Genomic DNA, 15,414 nt, shown 5'->3' with positions numbered 1-15,414 from the left:
TCATTGTGTCATCGGCATGATGGATTTATGACTTGGTCAGTTTCTGCGTCGCCATGGCCTCGGCGCCTTGTTCGCGCACCCAGAATAACGTAGCCCCGGCCACCGCTGCGGGCATCATCAACAGGTTGACCACTGGCACCAGCAACACCAGGTAAACAATCCCACCGAAGCTCATGCTCTGCCAGCGCTTCTGGCGCAGCCAGGCGAGCATTTCGTTCCAGCCCAGCTTGTGGTTGTCGGCCGGGTAGTCGATGTACTGGATCGCCATCATCCACACGCCGAACAGCAGCCATAGCGGCGCGGCGACCAGGTTGACCACCGGAATGAACGACAGGATAAACAGGCCAATGGCGCGGGGCAGGAAGTAGCCCAGCTTGCGCATTTCCCGCGCCAGTGTGCGCGGCACCATCGCCACCAATTCACCCCAGCTGAACGGCGGGAAGTCGTCGGTGCCACGCACCACCACTTCGACTTTTTCCGCGAGAAAGCCGTTGAACGGCGCGGCGATGATATTCGCCAGCATGGTGAAAGTGAAAAACACCATCAGCACCACCAGCACCACGAACAGTGGCCACAGGATGTAGCTGAGAAAACTCAGCCAGCCCGGCAGCGTTGGCATCAAGGTGTCGACCCACAGGCTGAACTGATGGCCGGCGAAGTAGATCAAACCGACGAACAGCACCAGGTTGATTGCCAGTGGCAACAGCACAAACAGGCGCAGGCCTGGGCTGAGCACCAGCTTGAGGCCTTCACGCAGGTATTGCGGGCCGGAAAGAGCAGGGGCGGGCATGGAGAACTCCGAGCAAAAAGGGCGAACGCGCCGACCTTACCGACTTTGCATTCAGTGCGGAAGCGGCGACATCTATGGTAACAATGGCGTCGATTAATCGGGTGGACTGCATAGAGACCACCTATGAGCTGGATTGTTATTCCGTATTTCCTTAATCTTGCCCCCCTCGATACGCTGCACCCATTATTTTTCAGGGCCTGCGAGTTCAAGCACTTCCCCAAGTGCTTCGCGGTCCTTTTTTATTCCAGCCGTCCTGTGTTGTCCGGGCGGTCGATAGGAGTGAGTCATGTCTGATACCCGTCATTCGCGAGTGATTATTCTCGGTTCCGGCCCTGCCGGTTACAGCGCTGCCGTCTACGCTGCGCGGGCCAACCTCAAGCCGCTGTTGATCACCGGCATGCAGGCGGGCGGTCAGTTGACCACCACCACTGAAGTCGACAACTGGCCGGGCGATGTCCACGGCCTGACCGGCCCGGTGCTGATGGAGCGTATGAAAGAACACGCCGAGCGCTTTGAAACCGAGATCGTCTTTGACCACATCAACAAAGTCGACTTCTCGAAAAAGCCTTACAGCCTGACCGGCGACAGCGGCGTCTACACCTGTGACGCACTGATCATCGCCACCGGCGCCAGCGCCCGTTACCTGGGCCTGCCGTCGGAAGAAGCGTTCATGGGCAAGGGCGTTTCCGCCTGCGCGACCTGCGACGGTTTCTTCTATCGCAATAAGCCGGTCGCCGTGGTCGGTGGCGGCAACACTGCCGTGGAAGAAGCGCTGTACCTGGCCAACATCGCCAGCACCGTGACCCTGGTTCACCGCCGCGAGACCTTCCGCGCCGAGAAGATCCTGATCGACAAGCTGCACGCCCGTGTCGCTGAAGGCAAGATCATCCTCAAGCTCAACGCCACCCTCGACGAAGTCCTGGGCGACAACATGGGCGTGACCGGTGCTCGCCTGAAAAACAACGACGGCAGCTTCGACGAGCTGAAAGTCGACGGCGTGTTCATCGCCATCGGCCACACCCCGAACACCTCGCTGTTCGAAGGCGTGCTGGAAGCCAAAGACGGCTACCTGGTGGTGCAAGGCGGCCGTGAAGGCAACGCCACCGCGACCAACATCGAAGGCATCTTTGCCGCCGGTGACGTCGCAGACCACGTCTACCGCCAGGCCATCACCTCGGCCGGCGCCGGTTGCATGGCGGCCCTGGATGCCGAGCGTTACCTCGACGGTTTGAAGGACGCTTCGTTCTAAACCCGTTGAAATGAAAAAACCGGCTGAGGCCGGTTTTTTTATGCGCTGGGGTTAATCAGCGCCACAATTGCGATGTGTTAACCCAATCACTGTGGGAGCTGGCTTGCCTGCGATAGCGATGTGTCAGTCACCACCGTCATCGCGGGCAAGCCCGGCTCCCACATTAACCGGGTTATCACATTGAATCAGCGGCGGGTCAGAGGCTGCTGACTGAATCTCACACCGGCCAATCCATGTTGGATCAACGCCCGAATATTGCCATGGTCACTGCCCTCAGGCGTTGCCACCACCGAGCGATAATGCTCACCAAACGCCAGCAGCGCTTCCTGGTCGCTCAGACCTTCCAGCAGCGCGAGGCCCAGGGTCTTGCACGAACCTTCGTTCTGCCCGGCGGCGTTCTCCACGCTGCCATTGGTAAAGGCTTGCGGCTGGTAGTCGTAACCGGCAGCAACAAAGGCCAAGGTGTCGGCAAACACGTGTTCGCCGCTGTTGAGGCTGGTGCGCAGGGTGTTCAGGTCAGTCATGGGTTTTTCCTTTGGCAAACGCCGCCTGTTGGTCGGCGCTGGCTTCTTTCTGGTATTGGGCTTTCCACTCGGCGTACGGCATGCCGTACACCACTTCACGGGCGTCATCGAGGCTCAGCTCGATGTGGCGCTCGTCGGCCTCGGCCTTGTACCACTTCGACAAGCAGTTACGGCAGAAGCCCGAGAGGTTCATCAGGTCGATGTTCTGCACATCCTTGCGGCTGTCCAGGTGGGCCACCAGCCGGCGGAAGGCGGCGGCTTCAAGTTCGAGGCGTTGTTGATCGTTCATAGGGCTCACGCAGATTCAGGGTTAGCGGCTGGCCGCCAGGGTAATGGAAACCGAGTCGGCAAAGCGCAGCGCATGGGGCTTGTCCACTTCGACTTCGGCGTACAGCACCGACTCGTTGCTCATCACCAGGTCCAGCAGTTCCTGGGTCAGGCGCTCCAGCAGGGCGAAGCGGTTGCCTTCGACGTGGGCGATGATGGCCTTGGTGATGGTGCGGTAGTTCAGCGCGTGGTCGATGTCGTTATCGCGCACCGCATCCTGAGCGGCATACAGGATGGTCAGGTTGATCAGCACGTCCTGCTTGTTGAGGATCTCGTCCTCGTTGATGCCAATAAAGGTGCGCAGGCACAGGTCCTTGACCCGGATGCGCGCCATGCCTGGTTGAAGTTGTGGCATTGCTACTTGTTCCGTCCAATCAGTTGCAGGAACTCCATGCGCGTGGTGTTCGACTCGCGGAAGGCGCCGAGCATCACCGAGGTGTTCATGGTTGAATTCTGTTTTTCCACACCGCGCATCATCATGCACATGTGCTTGGCTTCGATCACCACCGCCACGCCGGCGGCCTGGGTGACTTGCTGGATAGCATCGGCGATTTGCCGCGTGAGATTTTCCTGAATCTGCAGGCGCCGCGCATACATGTCCACAATGCGCGCCAGCTTCGACAGGCCCAGCACCTTGCCGGTCGGAATATAGGCCACATGGGCCTTGCCGATAAACGGCAGCAGGTGGTGCTCGCACAGCGAATACAGCTCAATGTCCTTGAGGATCACCATCTCGTCGTTGTCGGAGGCGAACAGCGCGCCGTTGACGATTTCGTCCAGGTTCTGCTCATAGCCGTGACACAGGTACTGCATGGCCTTGGCGGCGCGCTTGGGGGTGTCGAGCAAGCCTTCGCGTTCCGGGTCTTCGCCCAGGCCTTTGAGGATCTCGCGGTAGTGTTGGGGCAGGGACAAGGTCATACAACATCCTCACAAACGGCTTACTTGATATGCCGCCCGCCGTTGACGGTCAGGGTGGTTCCGGTGACATAAGGGTTGTCCAGCAGGTAACGCACGCTCTGGTAGATCACCTCGGGCCCGGGCTCGATGCCCAGTGCGGACTTGGCCAGGACCTTGGCGCGATAAGCCGCGTCGTCGCCCTCGTTGAACATCACCATGGCCGGCGCAATACCGTTGACCTTGATCAGCGGCGCGAACTGCGCGGCAAACGACAGCGTGAGGCTGTCGAGCCCGGCTTTGGTGGCGCAATAGGCAATGTGCTGGCGGCTGCCCTTGCGCACCACGTCGTCGCTGATATGCACGATATCGGCAGGTGTCGAGCGTTGCAGCAAAGGTGAACAATGCAGGTTGATCAGGTACGGCGCAAGCATGTGCACGCTGAACATGTCGGTAAACGCGCGGCTTTCATCGCCGAGTGTTTCTGCGACCCATGCCGAGGCGTTGTGGATGATCGCACGCAGGCTGTCGGTGTGGGTTTTCAGCTCGGCGATGAAGGCCAGAATCCCGGCCTCGCTGGAAAAGTCGGCAAACACGCCGATCGCGCCACGATCACGCAGTCTGTCAACGCCCGGGCGTTTGCTGCGGTAGCTGAAAATTACCGAATGGCCCTCGTCCAACAGGCGCTCGGCGCAGTGCAGGCCGACACGCTGGCCGGCACCGGTGATCAGGATCGGGGCGTCTGTTGCAGTCATGGGAGGCTCAAGTCGCTGGCAGGTTGAAACTATACCAGCGACCGGGCGCCCCTGTACTCAAGCGGCGGCTTCGGTGACCTTGCGCGGTGGCGGGGCGGGGTGCAGCCAGCTCGCCAGCAGGTGCGTCGACAGCGGGATGAACCAGTAAACCATCAGCGGCGTGAGCGCCATGGTGCTGACCAGCACGCGCGGGGCCAGGGCCAGCTCACTGAGCAGCGGCCCAAGGACGAAGTTGAACAGCAGCGACACCGGGAAAAACGCCAACCAGATTGCCACGGCCTGTTTCCAGCGCGGCGGCCGTGCACCCACGGCGCCGAACCAGCCATCGATACCGCTCACGCGATGCTCGGACGGGTCTGCAAACAGCTCGCTGCCCCGGCTTAGCCAGGCGCTGCGCGAGGCAGAGAACTCCCAGGCATGCAGGGTTTTTTCGTCGGCAAAGCGGAAGATGATCTGGAATTCATCGTCATTGGGCGGCGGTGCAAGCACGCCGGAACCCAGGTAACCGGGAAAGTCAGTGGCCAGTTGCTCGCCTTCGCGCAGCCAGGCCATCAGGTCTTCATAGCGCCCTTTGGCCACGCGGCGCGCAACCATCAGGGTGACGGGAGAGGTAGACATTGTGTATCTCCAAATGTACGGGTGCGCCGAACCGGGTAGGTGGCACACGAACGAGGCTGCGGGGTGGTGCAGCGACGTAGAAAAAACAGGCAAGGATTATTCCTGTTTTGTAAAAATACGCCAGTGACATTGGTCTGACAGAGCAGGCCTTGAAAAGGACAAGTCTAAAAGCGTTAAATGGGATCCAAATCCACACGGATGTTTCCGGCCGCTGATGTCTGAGATTACTGCTCCTACTCGTGAAATCACCCACCGCAACCTCGCTGATTCCGATGAGCTGTTGCCGATCCGTGAAGTCTCGAGATTGACAGGTGTCAACCCGGTCACCTTGCGCGCCTGGGAACGTCGCTATGGGCTGATTCAGCCCACGCGCACCGAAAGCGGGCACCGCCTCTACTCCAAAGCCGATATTGAAACAATCGAGCGTATTCTCGATTGGATCGGACGGGGTGTGGCCGTCAGCAAGGTCGGCAAGATTCTCGCTCGTGACGATCAGCAGGCAGCAGCCGTGCGCGCTGAACGAGACACCGGCGAGGACGCGCAGTGGCCGCAATGGCAAGCGCGGTTGAAGCTGGCCGTCAGCGCTTTCGATGATCGAACGCTTGAACATGTGTACGGCCAGATTTTTTCGATGTACCCGCTCAGTGTGGCGTTTCAAGACATCCTCATGCCGCTCTGGAATGAGCTGCACCGCCATCAGGGCCGTTTCGGCCAGGCCAGCGAGTGGTTGTTCTTCGATGCGTTTCTGCGCGGGCACGCCAGGCAACGTCTGCAGCACGCCTGCGCCGCACCGGTGCTGCGGGTCGTGCTGGCTGCAATGCCCGGTGAATGCCGTCAATTGGAATTGCTGGTGGCGGCGCTGTTGATCAGTCGGGATGACTTGGCCGTGAGGGTGCTGGAGATGGGCCAGCCATTGGATGAGTTGACCCTGGTCTGTGAAAAGACCCGGCCCCAGGCGCTGATCGTGTTCTCCAACCACTCACAAACTCAGGACCTGCAAGGGCGCCTGAGCCGCTTGGCGTTGACCCTGGATTGCCCGCTGTTCCTTGCCGGTGCCGCGTCGGACATGGCCCAGGATGAACTGGCGGGGTCTTCCATCGGCTGTCTGGGCAGTGAAGGACGCCTGATGCAACGGCGCTTGCAGCAGTTTCTCAGTGGGCAGTTGGATACCTGAAATCAGGCGTGTACGTGCGGGTGAACCAGACGGTGCTGGTGCAGAATGAACTGGCGCAGGCGCTCGATTTCATCGGCATCACTCTGGCTCAGGCGGTAAGCGAACAAGCCGCGGGCGGTTTCGCGCTCCAGCGAGCCGCGCAGCGCAATGCGCTCGTAACCGGACGGGCTGAACCACAGGGAAAAGGTTTTCGGCGGTTTGACCCGGCCGCGAATTTCCACCAGCACGCCCTTGAATGACACTTCATGCACCCAAAGAGCGCCCGGGTTGCCCCTGACGTTCTCCAGCGCCACTGGCGTTTCAAGCGCCAGCCGCCAAGGCCGAATCATCGGGCCGTCTTCAAAAATGCTTGGCACGCCCAAGCGCAAATGCACAGCATGAAACTCGTCTTCCACCAGATGCAGCGGAAAGGTGAGTTGCTGATTGTCGAACTGCGCCTGGATGGTGACGTGGTCGTGAGCGGCCAGCCGCGTGAGCAAATCACGAATCTGCGCACCGCCATTGACGGTCAGGCTCGACCACGCATCCCGCAGGTTGAGCTGCGGGTTGTGCTGCATGTCCTGGATAAAATCCAGTTCGTCCTGCGTCAATAGAGCGTCGCGGTGCATTGATGTAGCTCAACGATGAGACATTAAAAAGCCATTATCGCCCTAAAGGCCGCATTTTTTACACTTAGTTATTTCCGCTCGTCGTTTTGAGCGCCGCCAATTGCGCTTTAAGTTGCGCCACTTGCGCTTCCAGCTGGGTGACACGCTGCTGCGCTTTGACCTGGACGGTGACATCTTTTTGCACGCCAACATAATACGTCTGCTTGTCGGCCTCGTTATAAACCGCCGAAAGCGACAGTTCGTTCCAGAACAGCGTACCGTCCTTGCGATAGTTGCGCAGGATTTCCCGGCACGAGGCGCCACTGTCGAGCGCCTCACGAATCGCTATCAGTGCCGGCTGGTCACGGTCGCCTGCCTGCAGGAAGCGGCAGTCCTGATAGAGGATTTCGTCGAGGGTGTAGCCGGTCTGCCGTTCGAAGGCAGGGTTGACGTAGATCAGCGGTTTGTCTTTGCCTTCTCGTTCGGCGACGACGATGCCGTCGTTGGAGGCATTGATGACCATCTGCATCAGCTTGGCGTTGATCATTATCGAGCGGTCCATGGCCGGGTATGGAAATTTGGAGTGAGGGCGAGCGTTGAATGTTGCACGGTGTGCGCTGAAAAATTTGCGTCAGCTGCTAATATCCCACGCTTTCGCTCAACCACAGGATCAGATTGATGAAAGTCGCCATCCTTTCCGGCTCGGTCTACGGCACGGCTGAAGAAGTTGCCCGTCACGCCGCCGGCCTCCTCAATGCGGCCGGTTTTGAAGCCTGGCACAACCCTCGCGCGACCCTGGCCGACGTGCAGGCCTTCGCCCCCGAGGCCTTTCTGGCGGTGACCTCCACCACCGGCATGGGCGAACTTCCCGACAACCTGCAACCCCTGTACTCGACCATCCGCGACCAATTGCCCGCCGCCTGGCGCGGCCTGCCCGGTGCCGTGATCGGCCTGGGCGACGCCAGCTACGGCGACACTTTCTGTGGCGGTGGCGAGCAAATGCGCGAGCTGTTCGCCGAATTGGGCGTACACGAAGTGCTGCCGATGCTGCGCCTGGACGCCAGCGAAAGCGTCACCCCGGAAGCCGACGCCGAGCCGTGGCTGGCCGAGCTGGTCACTGCACTGCGCGGTTGACCGGAAACTCACGCAGCAACGCCAGCCAGGCCTGGGCGGCCTTGGACAGATAGGCGCCTTCACGCCAGATAAAGGCAATGTCCCAGCGCAGGTAGTCGGGCGCCTTGAGTGTGAGGCGTACCACGCCCGGTCGCACCAGCCCACGGGCGACCACGCTGGGCAAAAGCACCACGCCTTGGCCGGCGGCGACCAGGGCGACCAGAAAATCCGCCTGGCCGCTGCGGCCAATTTCCTTCGGCGTAAAGCCCAATTGCTGACAGGCCTGCATCAAACGGTCGTTGAGGACAAAACTGCGCTGGTACATCAGGAACGGTGTGTCCGCCAATTCCTCCAGGCGCACATGGGCGTTTTCGGCCAATGGATGATCCATCGGCAGCAAGGCGTCCAGTGGCTCATCGCAAAACGGTTGCCAGGCGAAGGCCGGATCACTGGGCATCAAGGTGCCGCCCACGTCCAACTCTCCACTGAGAATCGCCTGCTCGATCGTCCGGCTGCCGCCTTCGAGCAGTTGAATGGTGACCTTGGGATAACGCTTGCGGTATTCGGCAAACAGCCCGGCAAACAATGTATCGCCTGCCAACAGCGGCAGACCCAGGCGCAGTTCGCCGCGGGCCAGTTGCTGCATATCATCCAGCTCGCTGAGCAACTCGGTCTGCAGGCGCAACATGGCCTCGGCGCGCTGCAAGACCACCTCGCCAGCGGCCGTCAGGCGAATGTGCGAGCCCGTGCGTTCCAGCAGCGGTGTGCCCAGGCTTTGCTCCAGCTGCGCCACCTGCTTGCTGACGGCCGATTGGCTGATGTGCAAGGTTTTACCGGCCTGGGTAAAGCCGCCGCGGTGAATCACTTCGACAAAACTGCGCAGCTGTTTGAATTCCATCGCTTCGATTCCAGTTTGGAATAGTTGGCAGTCTAACAATTCGCTGTGGGGATGGGGGCGGTCTCTTTAAAATGGGTTGCCTGCGAGGACCCAAAGCTCATGAAACGTTTCACCTTCAAACACCTTGGCCGTCTGCTGACGGAGTTGGTCGTACTGCTGGCTATCTACCTGCTCGGCACTCAACTGTCGGTGTGGTTTGGGTGGCCGATTCCCGGCGGCGTGGTCGGCCTGGGCCTGTTGCTGGCGACCTTCGCCAGTGGCCTGGTCAAGCCGGCGACCCTGCAATTGGGCGCCGGTGTATTGATGGCAGAAATGCTGCTGTTCTTTATCCCGGCGCTGATGAGCCTGCTCGATTACGGCGGCCTGGTGCGCAATGACGGCTGGCGCATCCTGCTGGTGATCGGCTTCAGCACGCTGTCGGTGATGCTGGTGACGGCGTTCACCGTCGAGATGGTCTGCCGCTGGAGCATGCGCCGTGAAGCTTGAACTGATGCCAGTGTTCTGGCTCGCCCTGACCCTGGGCGCCTACATCTTCAGTCGCTGGATTTATCGTCGCACCGGCCGCTATCTGCTATCGCCGTTGATCCTGGTGCCCGCGCTATTGCTGGCGGTGGCCGTGCCGATGAAAACCGCCTACGCCGAATACGCCACCGACACCCATTGGCTGATGCTGGTGCTGGGGCCGGTGACCGTGGCGTTTGCCGTGCCGATCTGGCAGCAGCGCCGCCTGTTGGCGCGGCATTGGTCGGCGTTGCTGCTGGGGATGGTCGCGGGCAGCGCGGCCTCTATCGGCACCTCGTTCGGGTTGGCCAAGGCGCTGGCGTTAAACAGTTCGGTGACGATGTCGTTGTTGCCGCGTTCGATCACCACGCCGTTTGCCATGCCGGTGTCCTCTGACCTCGGTGGCGTACCGGAACTCACCGCCGTGTTTGTGATGTTCACCGGCGTGTTCGGCGCCATGCTCGGCGGCGTGCTGCTTAAATGGTTGCCGCTGCGTACGCCCTTGGCGCGTGGTGCATTGTTTGGTGTGGGCGCCCATGGCGCGGGTGTCAGCCGCGCGCGGGAAGTGGGCGGCGAAGAAGGCTCGGTGGCGGGGCTGGTGATGGTGCTGACGGGCTTGCTCAACCTGTTCGCCGTGCCTTTATTGGCGGCGCTTCTCTGACGCCGCATGGACTATTCTCTTGGGTGACTCGCTCAGTCATCAAGCTGGCTGCGAAGGCAACTCCTTCCGCTACGTCGTCTGACTAGACTGGCCCCTCACTCAAAAAATAATAAAAAAATGTGCCAAGGAGGTCGTTACCGTGAGCCTAGCCCCCGTTCTATCGCCACAGAATGTCAAAGACCAGGTCAGCGCTGCCGAATGGCAAACCCGTGTCGACCTGGCGGCCTGCTATCGCCTGGTGGCACTGCATGGCTGGGATGACCTGATCTTCACGCATATTTCCGCCAAGGTGCCGGGCACCGATGACTTTCTGATCAACCCCTACGGGCTGATGTTCCACGAAATCACTGCCTCAAGCCTGGTCAAGATTGATCAGGCCGGCAACAAGCTGATGGACAGCCCCTACGAGATCAACCCGGCGGGCTACACGATTCACAGTGCCATCCATGAAGTGCGCCACGATGTGGCGTGCGTGATACACACCCACACACCTTCGGGTGTGGCCGTCTCCGCCCAGAAGCAGGGCGTGCTGCCGATCAGCCAGCAATCGTTGTTCGTGCTTGCCAGCCTGGCCTATCACGCCTACGAAGGCGTGGCGCTGAACCCTGAAGAAAAAGCGCGCCTGCAGGCAGACCTGGGCGACAACAATTTCCTGATGCTGCACAACCATGGCCTGCTGACCTGCGGCGGCACCATCGCCGACACGTTCCTCATGATGTTCACCTTCCAGCGCGCCTGCGATATCCAGGTGCTGGCGCAAAACGGCGCGGCCGAATTGATTAACATCGAGCCGCAGATTCTTGCGGGCGCCAAGGCCATGGTGGCGGCTGTCACAAAGAGTGCTCAAGGTATGGGGGGCGCGCTGGCCTGGCCGGCGCTGCTGCGTAAATTGGACCTGCAAGATCCCGGGTATAAAAGCTGATGCCACTCGCCGAAATCCCGCTCAGAGCCTGGCGCAAACGTAGCCAGGAATTCATCTTCCGTGGCCGTAAGATCCGTTACTGGGTGGCCGGGCAGGGCGAACCGCTGCTGTTGATTCATGGTTTCCCCACCGCCAGCTGGGACTGGCACTACCTGTGGCAGCCGCTGGCCCAGCGCAACCTGGTGATCGCGTGCGACATGCTGGGGTTCGGCGAATCGGCCAAGCCGGTGGACCACGATTATTGCCTGCTGGAACAAGCCGATCTGCAACAGGCGTTGCTCGACTACCTGCGCGTGGAGCAGCCGGTGCACGTGTTGGCCCACGACTACGGCGACAGCGTCGCCCAGGAACTGCTCGCCCGCCATTACGAAGGCCGGTTTCAGATGGCCAGCTGCGTGTTCCTCAATGGCGGGCTATTTCCGGAAACCCATCGCCCGGCGCTGGTGCAGAAGCTACTGCTCAGCCCGCTCGGCTGGATGATCGGCCGCGCGTTTGGGCGCAATGCCTTGTCGAACAGTTTCAGCCAGATTTTCGGCCCGACTACGCGGCCCAGTGAAAGCGCGCTGGATGATTTCTGGAGCCTGATCAATTGCAATGACGGTACGCGCATCCTGCACAAACTGATCGCCTACATTCCCCAGCGCCGTCGATTGCGGGAGCGCTGGGTGGATGCGATGCAGCGTGGCGAAGTGCCGTTGTGTGTGATCGATGGCGAAGTCGACCCGATCTCCGGCGCGCACATGGTGGAGCGTTATCACCAATTGGTGCCGCACGCTGACACGGTGTTGCTGGCCAATATCGGCCATTACCCGCAGATTGAAGCGCCGGTGCTGGTGCTCAAGCATTACCTGGCGTTTCGCGAGCGGATCGGCCAGCCGGCCACGCGCGTGGCCTATTCCTGAGCTGCTCATGGGGCTTCCTGTGGCAAGCGGGTCTGTTGTGGCTAGCGGGCTCGCCACTGAGAAGGTGGTGGATCATCCCGCTGCCTTATCGCGCACCATTCAGCCTCGGCCGACTTTATTGTGACCAGAGGCTGTGTGCCTGACACTCAAGCCATTCCCATTGTGGCCAGCGGAGTTCGGTATGAGTGAGTCAGTGCAGTTCCAGGATAAGGTCGTGATCGTCACCGGTGCCGGCGGTGGGTTGGGTCGGGCGCATGCGCTGCTGTTCGCCAGGCACGGTGCCAAAGTGCTGGTCAATGACCTCGGCGGTTCTACCCAGGGCGAAGGCGCCAATGCCTCGGCTGCCGACCGCGTGGTCGCCGAGATCCGCGAGGCGGGCGGGATTGCCGAAGCCAACCATGACTCTGTCACCGACGGTGACAAAATCGTGCAGCACGCGCTCGACGTGTTTGGTCGCATCGATGTGGTGGTGAACAACGCCGGCATTCTGCGCGACAAGACCTTCCACAAAATGGACGACAGCGACTGGGACCTGGTTTACCGGGTGCATGTCGAAGGCGCCTACAAAGTCACCCGCGCCGCCTGGCCGCATTTGCGCGAGCAGGGTTATGGCCGGGTGATCTTTACCGCGTCCACCTCGGGCATCTACGGCAACTTCGGCCAATCCAACTACGGCATGGCCAAGCTGGGTTTGTATGGCTTGACCCGCACCCTGGCACTGGAAGGGCGCAAGAACAACATCCTGGTCAACGCCATCGCCCCCACCGGCGGCACGCGTATGACCGAAGGCCTGATTCCGCCGCAAGTGTTCGAGCGCCTCAAGCCGGAGCTGGTCAGCCCGTTGGTGGTGTACCTGGGCAGCGAGGCTTGTCAGGAAACGGCGGGGTTATTTGAAGTGGGCGGCGGTTGGATCGGCAAGACCCGTTGGGAGCGCAGCCTGGGTGTGGGGTTTGACCCCGAAGCCGGGTTCTCACCGGATGATGTGGCGGCGCACTGGGCGCAGATTTGCGACTTTGAAGGCGCGGCTCACCCCAAGGACAATATCGAGGCATTGAAGGAGATGATGGCCAACTTGCAGAAGTTCAGCCTCTGATCGTTGCTAGAACACGATTGAATCTGACGGGGCGCTGATAGCGCCCCGTTTTATTGCGGGCATAAAAAAGACCGCTGCAAAGGCAGCGGCCGAAGTAAGACGTTGGATCAAGGAGCGACAAATCAACGTCAGTGAACAGCGGTAATAGATTGATTCAACGGGTCAATCCATTGGAATCAGACTTTTCCTGCTTTTACACAAGCGGGCTGTTTGCCCTGAAAGCCTGCTAAGAATAGTCGTCTGTAACAAAATGAGTAATAGCGGTTCAGGACAAGGACTGTTACCAAATCAGTAACGATCGTTCCTGCGCTCCGCGTGGAAATGCAGGCGGTGACGGGCTTCAGAGGGACGCGGAGCGTCCCTGGAGGCATTCCCACGCGGAGCGTGGGAACGATCATCGCGCGTGGGTACGATCATCGGCCTATCTATCTTTTTGATAACCCGTCATCTATCCAATCCATAGCCGTGCGCAAACCCCGGCCAGAGCGCCTGTTAATCCTTTCGAGCGACACTGCGAATACCCCTTTGGTGCGCTTATCGCTCCTGACGAGCGGCAGTAGGGTGGGGCCTTCTGTCACTCACCGGGGAAGACGCATGACAAAAACAACAATGCGCGCCATCTTCACGCCACAGGCGCTGGCTGCGGCGGTTGCACTGGGCTGCTGCGCCCAGGCACAGGCTGTTTCGTTCAACATTGGCGAGATCGAAGGGCAATTCGATTCCTCGCTGTCGGTGGGCGCCAGTTGGGGCATGCGCGATGCCGACAAGAAGCTGGTGGGCGTGCCCAATGGCGGCACGGGGCAGGCGTCTACCGGTGATGACGGGCGGCTGAATTTCAAGAAGGGCGAGACCTTCTCCAAGATCTTCAAGGGCATCCACGACCTGGAGCTCAAATACGGCGACAGCGGCGTATTCGTGCGCGGCAAATACTGGTACGACTTCGAACTGCAGGACGAAGACCGCGAGTTCAAACAGATCAGCAACCACCATCGCGACGAAGGCGCGCGCTCTTCCGGTTATGAGCTGCTCGACGCTTTCGTCTATCACAACTATTCGATTGGCGACCTGCCCGGCAACGTGCGCGTCGGCAAGCAAGTGGTGAGTTGGGGCGAGAGTACGTTCATCGGCAACTCGATCAACAGCATCAACCCCATCGACGTGTCGGCCTTCCGCCGTCCAGGTGCGGAGATCAAGGAAGGCCTGATTCCGGTGAACATGCTGTTTGCCTCCCAGAGCCTCACCAATCAGCTTTCGGTTGAAGGTTTCTACCAACTGAACTGGGAAAACACCGTGGTGGATAACTGCGGCACCTTCTTTGGTAACGACGTGGTCGCCCACGGCTGCAACAGCAACTACACCGTCGGCAGCCCGGCGATTGCGCCGTTGCAACCGGTGGCCGCAGCGTTCGGCCAGGGCTTTCAAGTCACGCGCGAAGGCGTGGTGGTGCAGCGCGCCAAGGACCGCGAAGCCCGCGATGGCGGCCAGTTCGGCGCGGCCTTGCGCTGGCTCGGCGATGACACCGAGTACGGCCTGTACTTCATGAACTACCACAGCCGCACGCCGACCGTGGGCACGCTGACCGCCAACACCAACCTGGCGACCATCGGCCGAATTGCGGCCACCGCCAATGCCATCGCACCCGGCAGCGGCTCGGGCCTGGCCCAGAGCACCATGCTCGGGCGTGGCCAGTATTACCTCGATTACCCGGAAGACATTCGCCTGTACGGCGCCAGTTTTTCCACCACTTTGCCCACCGGCACCGCCTGGACCGGCGAAATCAGCTATCGCCCGAACGCGCCGGTGCAACTCAACACCACCGACCTGACCCTGGCGCTGGTCAACCCGATCGCCGGCCAAACCGCCTCGCCGATCCGCAGCTCGTTCGGCTCGGATAACGCCGGTTATCGCCGCAAGGAAATCACCCAGATCCAGAGCACCATGACCCAGTTCTTCGACCAGGTGCTGGGCGCCGAACGCCTGACCTTGGTGGGCGAGGCGGCGTTCGTGCACGTCGGCGGGCTGGAGGCCAAAACCAAACTGCGCTACGGCCGTGACTCGGTGTACGGCGCCTATGGTTTCCAAGGCGATACCGATGGCTTTGTCACCGCCAACTCCTGGGGTTATCGCGCCCGCGCCATCCTCGACTACAACAACGTGTTTGCCGGGGTGAACCTCAAGCCCAACTTGTCCTGGTCCCATGACGTCAGCGGTTACGGGCCCAACGGGATTTTCAACGAAGGCGCCAAGGCGATCAGCGTCGGCGTGGATGCGGACTACCGCAACACCTACACCGCCAGCCTTAGCTACACCGACTTTTTCGGCGGCGACTACAACACCCTCACCGACCGCGACTTTATCGCCCTCAGCTTCGGCGTGAACTTCTGATCGGGTTTAAGGAAGGACAAC

The 15,414-nt window shown here is 60.5% G+C and carries 19 protein-coding genes; 9 read left to right on the top strand and 10 right to left on the bottom strand.

The window, feature by feature from the left end:
• Positions 1 to 25: 25 nt before the first annotated feature.
• Positions 26 to 790 carry a sulfate transporter CysZ gene (gene cysZ, locus PspR76_RS25710; protein ID WP_159959805.1) on the bottom strand — a complete coding sequence of 255 codons (765 nt, stop codon included), beginning with the start codon at positions 788 to 790 and terminating at the stop codon, positions 26 to 28.
• Positions 791 to 1,076: 286 nt separating this feature from the next.
• Between cysZ and trxB the strand changes: the two genes are divergently transcribed.
• Positions 1,077 to 2,039 (top strand): thioredoxin-disulfide reductase, encoded by a 963-nt coding sequence (gene trxB, locus PspR76_RS25705; RefSeq protein WP_003194076.1) that lies wholly within the window; start codon positions 1,077 to 1,079, stop codon positions 2,037 to 2,039.
• 185 nt (positions 2,040 to 2,224) lie between these two features.
• Here the strand turns inward: trxB and PspR76_RS25700 are convergent, their stop codons facing one another.
• From PspR76_RS25700 to PspR76_RS25675, 6 genes are read right to left on the bottom strand one after another with little or no spacing between them, the layout of a single operon-like run.
• Positions 2,225 to 2,563, bottom strand: coding sequence for a HopJ type III effector protein (locus PspR76_RS25700; protein WP_159959803.1), 339 nt, complete (start codon positions 2,561 to 2,563; stop codon positions 2,225 to 2,227).
• Complete coding sequence (locus tag PspR76_RS25695) at positions 2,556 to 2,852, bottom strand: DUF1244 domain-containing protein (protein WP_065908484.1); 297 nt, start codon at positions 2,850 to 2,852, stop codon at positions 2,556 to 2,558. The genes PspR76_RS25700 and PspR76_RS25695 overlap by 8 nt, the downstream gene beginning before the upstream one ends.
• Positions 2,853 to 2,873: 21 nt before the next feature.
• Positions 2,874 to 3,245, bottom strand: a complete 372-nt coding sequence (gene folX / locus PspR76_RS25690; protein ID WP_159959801.1) for a dihydroneopterin triphosphate 2'-epimerase — start codon at positions 3,243 to 3,245, stop codon at positions 2,874 to 2,876.
• A 2-nt stretch (positions 3,246 to 3,247) separates the two neighbouring features.
• Positions 3,248 to 3,808 carry a GTP cyclohydrolase I FolE gene (folE, locus tag PspR76_RS25685; RefSeq protein ID WP_159959799.1) on the bottom strand — a complete coding sequence of 187 codons (561 nt, stop codon included), beginning with the start codon at positions 3,806 to 3,808 and terminating at the stop codon, positions 3,248 to 3,250.
• 20 nt (positions 3,809 to 3,828) lie between these two features.
• On the bottom strand, positions 3,829 to 4,539 hold the full coding sequence (gene folM, locus PspR76_RS25680; RefSeq protein WP_159959797.1) for a dihydromonapterin reductase: 711 nt from the start codon (positions 4,537 to 4,539) through the stop codon (positions 3,829 to 3,831).
• A 57-nt stretch (positions 4,540 to 4,596) separates the two neighbouring features.
• Positions 4,597 to 5,157: an antibiotic biosynthesis monooxygenase gene (locus PspR76_RS25675; RefSeq protein WP_159959795.1), complete on the bottom strand. Its 561-nt coding sequence runs from the start codon at positions 5,155 to 5,157 to the stop codon at positions 4,597 to 4,599.
• Between the two features lie 214 nt (positions 5,158 to 5,371).
• Here PspR76_RS25675 and PspR76_RS25670 point away from each other — a divergent pair, with 214 nt between their 5' ends.
• Positions 5,372 to 6,331, top strand: a complete 960-nt coding sequence (locus PspR76_RS25670) for a MerR family transcriptional regulator (RefSeq protein WP_159959793.1) — start codon at positions 5,372 to 5,374, stop codon at positions 6,329 to 6,331.
• A gap of 2 nt (positions 6,332 to 6,333) precedes the next feature.
• On the opposite strand, the gene PspR76_RS25665 is transcribed toward PspR76_RS25670, so the two are convergent.
• Both PspR76_RS25665 and PspR76_RS25660 read right to left on the bottom strand, forming a co-directional pair.
• On the bottom strand, positions 6,334 to 6,939 hold the full coding sequence (locus tag PspR76_RS25665; RefSeq protein ID WP_159959791.1) for a hypothetical protein: 606 nt from the start codon (positions 6,937 to 6,939) through the stop codon (positions 6,334 to 6,336).
• Between the two features lie 64 nt (positions 6,940 to 7,003).
• Positions 7,004 to 7,465, bottom strand: coding sequence for a PAS domain S-box protein (locus PspR76_RS25660; protein WP_159959789.1), 462 nt, complete (start codon positions 7,463 to 7,465; stop codon positions 7,004 to 7,006).
• 131 nt (positions 7,466 to 7,596) lie between these two features.
• Between PspR76_RS25660 and PspR76_RS25655 the strand changes: the two genes are divergently transcribed.
• Positions 7,597 to 8,052 carry a flavodoxin gene (locus PspR76_RS25655; protein WP_159959787.1) on the top strand — a complete coding sequence of 152 codons (456 nt, stop codon included), beginning with the start codon at positions 7,597 to 7,599 and terminating at the stop codon, positions 8,050 to 8,052.
• On the opposite strand, the gene PspR76_RS25650 is transcribed toward PspR76_RS25655, so the two are convergent.
• Positions 8,033 to 8,929, bottom strand: a complete 897-nt coding sequence (locus PspR76_RS25650) for a LysR family transcriptional regulator (protein ID WP_159959785.1) — start codon at positions 8,927 to 8,929, stop codon at positions 8,033 to 8,035. The two genes, PspR76_RS25655 and PspR76_RS25650, sit on opposite strands and share 20 nt — an antisense overlap.
• Positions 8,930 to 9,028: 99 nt before the next feature.
• Here PspR76_RS25650 and PspR76_RS25645 point away from each other — a divergent pair, with 99 nt between their 5' ends.
• The 6 genes from PspR76_RS25645 (at position 9,029) to PspR76_RS25620 (ending at position 15,393) form a co-directional block, all read left to right on the top strand.
• A complete protein-coding gene (locus tag PspR76_RS25645) occupies positions 9,029 to 9,415 on the top strand; it encodes a CidA/LrgA family protein (protein ID WP_159959783.1) in 387 nt (128 codons plus the stop codon).
• Complete coding sequence (locus PspR76_RS25640; protein WP_159959781.1) at positions 9,405 to 10,091, top strand: LrgB family protein; 687 nt, start codon at positions 9,405 to 9,407, stop codon at positions 10,089 to 10,091. Before PspR76_RS25645 ends, PspR76_RS25640 begins: the two co-directional genes overlap by 11 nt.
• Positions 10,092 to 10,230: 139 nt before the next feature.
• Positions 10,231 to 11,013 carry a class II aldolase/adducin family protein gene (locus tag PspR76_RS25635; RefSeq protein WP_159959779.1) on the top strand — a complete coding sequence of 261 codons (783 nt, stop codon included), beginning with the start codon at positions 10,231 to 10,233 and terminating at the stop codon, positions 11,011 to 11,013.
• Positions 11,013 to 11,915 (top strand): alpha/beta fold hydrolase, encoded by a 903-nt coding sequence (locus PspR76_RS25630; RefSeq protein ID WP_159959777.1) that lies wholly within the window; start codon positions 11,013 to 11,015, stop codon positions 11,913 to 11,915. The genes PspR76_RS25635 and PspR76_RS25630 overlap by 1 nt, the downstream gene beginning before the upstream one ends.
• A gap of 181 nt (positions 11,916 to 12,096) precedes the next feature.
• Complete coding sequence (locus PspR76_RS25625; RefSeq protein WP_159959775.1) at positions 12,097 to 13,008, top strand: SDR family oxidoreductase; 912 nt, start codon at positions 12,097 to 12,099, stop codon at positions 13,006 to 13,008.
• A gap of 594 nt (positions 13,009 to 13,602) precedes the next feature.
• On the top strand, positions 13,603 to 15,393 hold the full coding sequence (locus PspR76_RS25620; protein WP_159959773.1) for a DUF1302 domain-containing protein: 1,791 nt from the start codon (positions 13,603 to 13,605) through the stop codon (positions 15,391 to 15,393).
• Positions 15,394 to 15,414: the final 21 nt, after the last annotated feature.

This window comes from Pseudomonas sp. R76, from assembly GCF_009834565.1.
Lineage (GTDB): Bacteria > Pseudomonadota > Gammaproteobacteria > Pseudomonadales > Pseudomonadaceae > Aquipseudomonas.
The sequence above is the reverse complement of the archived record's forward strand: the minus strand, read 5'-3'. Positions and strand labels throughout refer to the sequence as shown.

Excerpts from the sequence above, each read along its gene's own strand:
- cysZ (WP_159959805.1), bottom strand. The coding sequence starts at position 790 with ATGCCCGCCCCTGCTCTTTCCGGCCCGCAATACCTGCGTGAAGGCCTC.
- trxB (WP_003194076.1), top strand. The coding sequence starts at position 1,077 with ATGTCTGATACCCGTCATTCGCGAGTGATTATTCTCGGTTCCGGCCCT.
- PspR76_RS25700 (WP_159959803.1), bottom strand. The coding sequence starts at position 2,563 with ATGACTGACCTGAACACCCTGCGCACCAGCCTCAACAGCGGCGAACAC.
- PspR76_RS25695 (WP_065908484.1), bottom strand. The coding sequence starts at position 2,852 with ATGAACGATCAACAACGCCTCGAACTTGAAGCCGCCGCCTTCCGCCGG.
- folX (WP_159959801.1), bottom strand. The coding sequence starts at position 3,245 with ATGCCACAACTTCAACCAGGCATGGCGCGCATCCGGGTCAAGGACCTG.
- folE (WP_159959799.1), bottom strand. The coding sequence starts at position 3,808 with ATGACCTTGTCCCTGCCCCAACACTACCGCGAGATCCTCAAAGGCCTG.
- folM (WP_159959797.1), bottom strand. The coding sequence starts at position 4,539 with ATGACTGCAACAGACGCCCCGATCCTGATCACCGGTGCCGGCCAGCGT.
- PspR76_RS25675 (WP_159959795.1), bottom strand. The coding sequence starts at position 5,157 with ATGTCTACCTCTCCCGTCACCCTGATGGTTGCGCGCCGCGTGGCCAAA.
- PspR76_RS25670 (WP_159959793.1), top strand. The coding sequence starts at position 5,372 with ATGTCTGAGATTACTGCTCCTACTCGTGAAATCACCCACCGCAACCTC.
- PspR76_RS25665 (WP_159959791.1), bottom strand. The coding sequence starts at position 6,939 with ATGCACCGCGACGCTCTATTGACGCAGGACGAACTGGATTTTATCCAG.
- PspR76_RS25660 (WP_159959789.1), bottom strand. The coding sequence starts at position 7,465 with ATGATCAACGCCAAGCTGATGCAGATGGTCATCAATGCCTCCAACGAC.
- PspR76_RS25655 (WP_159959787.1), top strand. The coding sequence starts at position 7,597 with ATGAAAGTCGCCATCCTTTCCGGCTCGGTCTACGGCACGGCTGAAGAA.
- PspR76_RS25650 (WP_159959785.1), bottom strand. The coding sequence starts at position 8,929 with ATGGAATTCAAACAGCTGCGCAGTTTTGTCGAAGTGATTCACCGCGGC.
- PspR76_RS25645 (WP_159959783.1), top strand. The coding sequence starts at position 9,029 with ATGAAACGTTTCACCTTCAAACACCTTGGCCGTCTGCTGACGGAGTTG.
- PspR76_RS25630 (WP_159959777.1), top strand. The coding sequence starts at position 11,013 with ATGCCACTCGCCGAAATCCCGCTCAGAGCCTGGCGCAAACGTAGCCAG.
- PspR76_RS25625 (WP_159959775.1), top strand. The coding sequence starts at position 12,097 with ATGAGTGAGTCAGTGCAGTTCCAGGATAAGGTCGTGATCGTCACCGGT.
- PspR76_RS25620 (WP_159959773.1), top strand. The coding sequence starts at position 13,603 with ATGACAAAAACAACAATGCGCGCCATCTTCACGCCACAGGCGCTGGCT.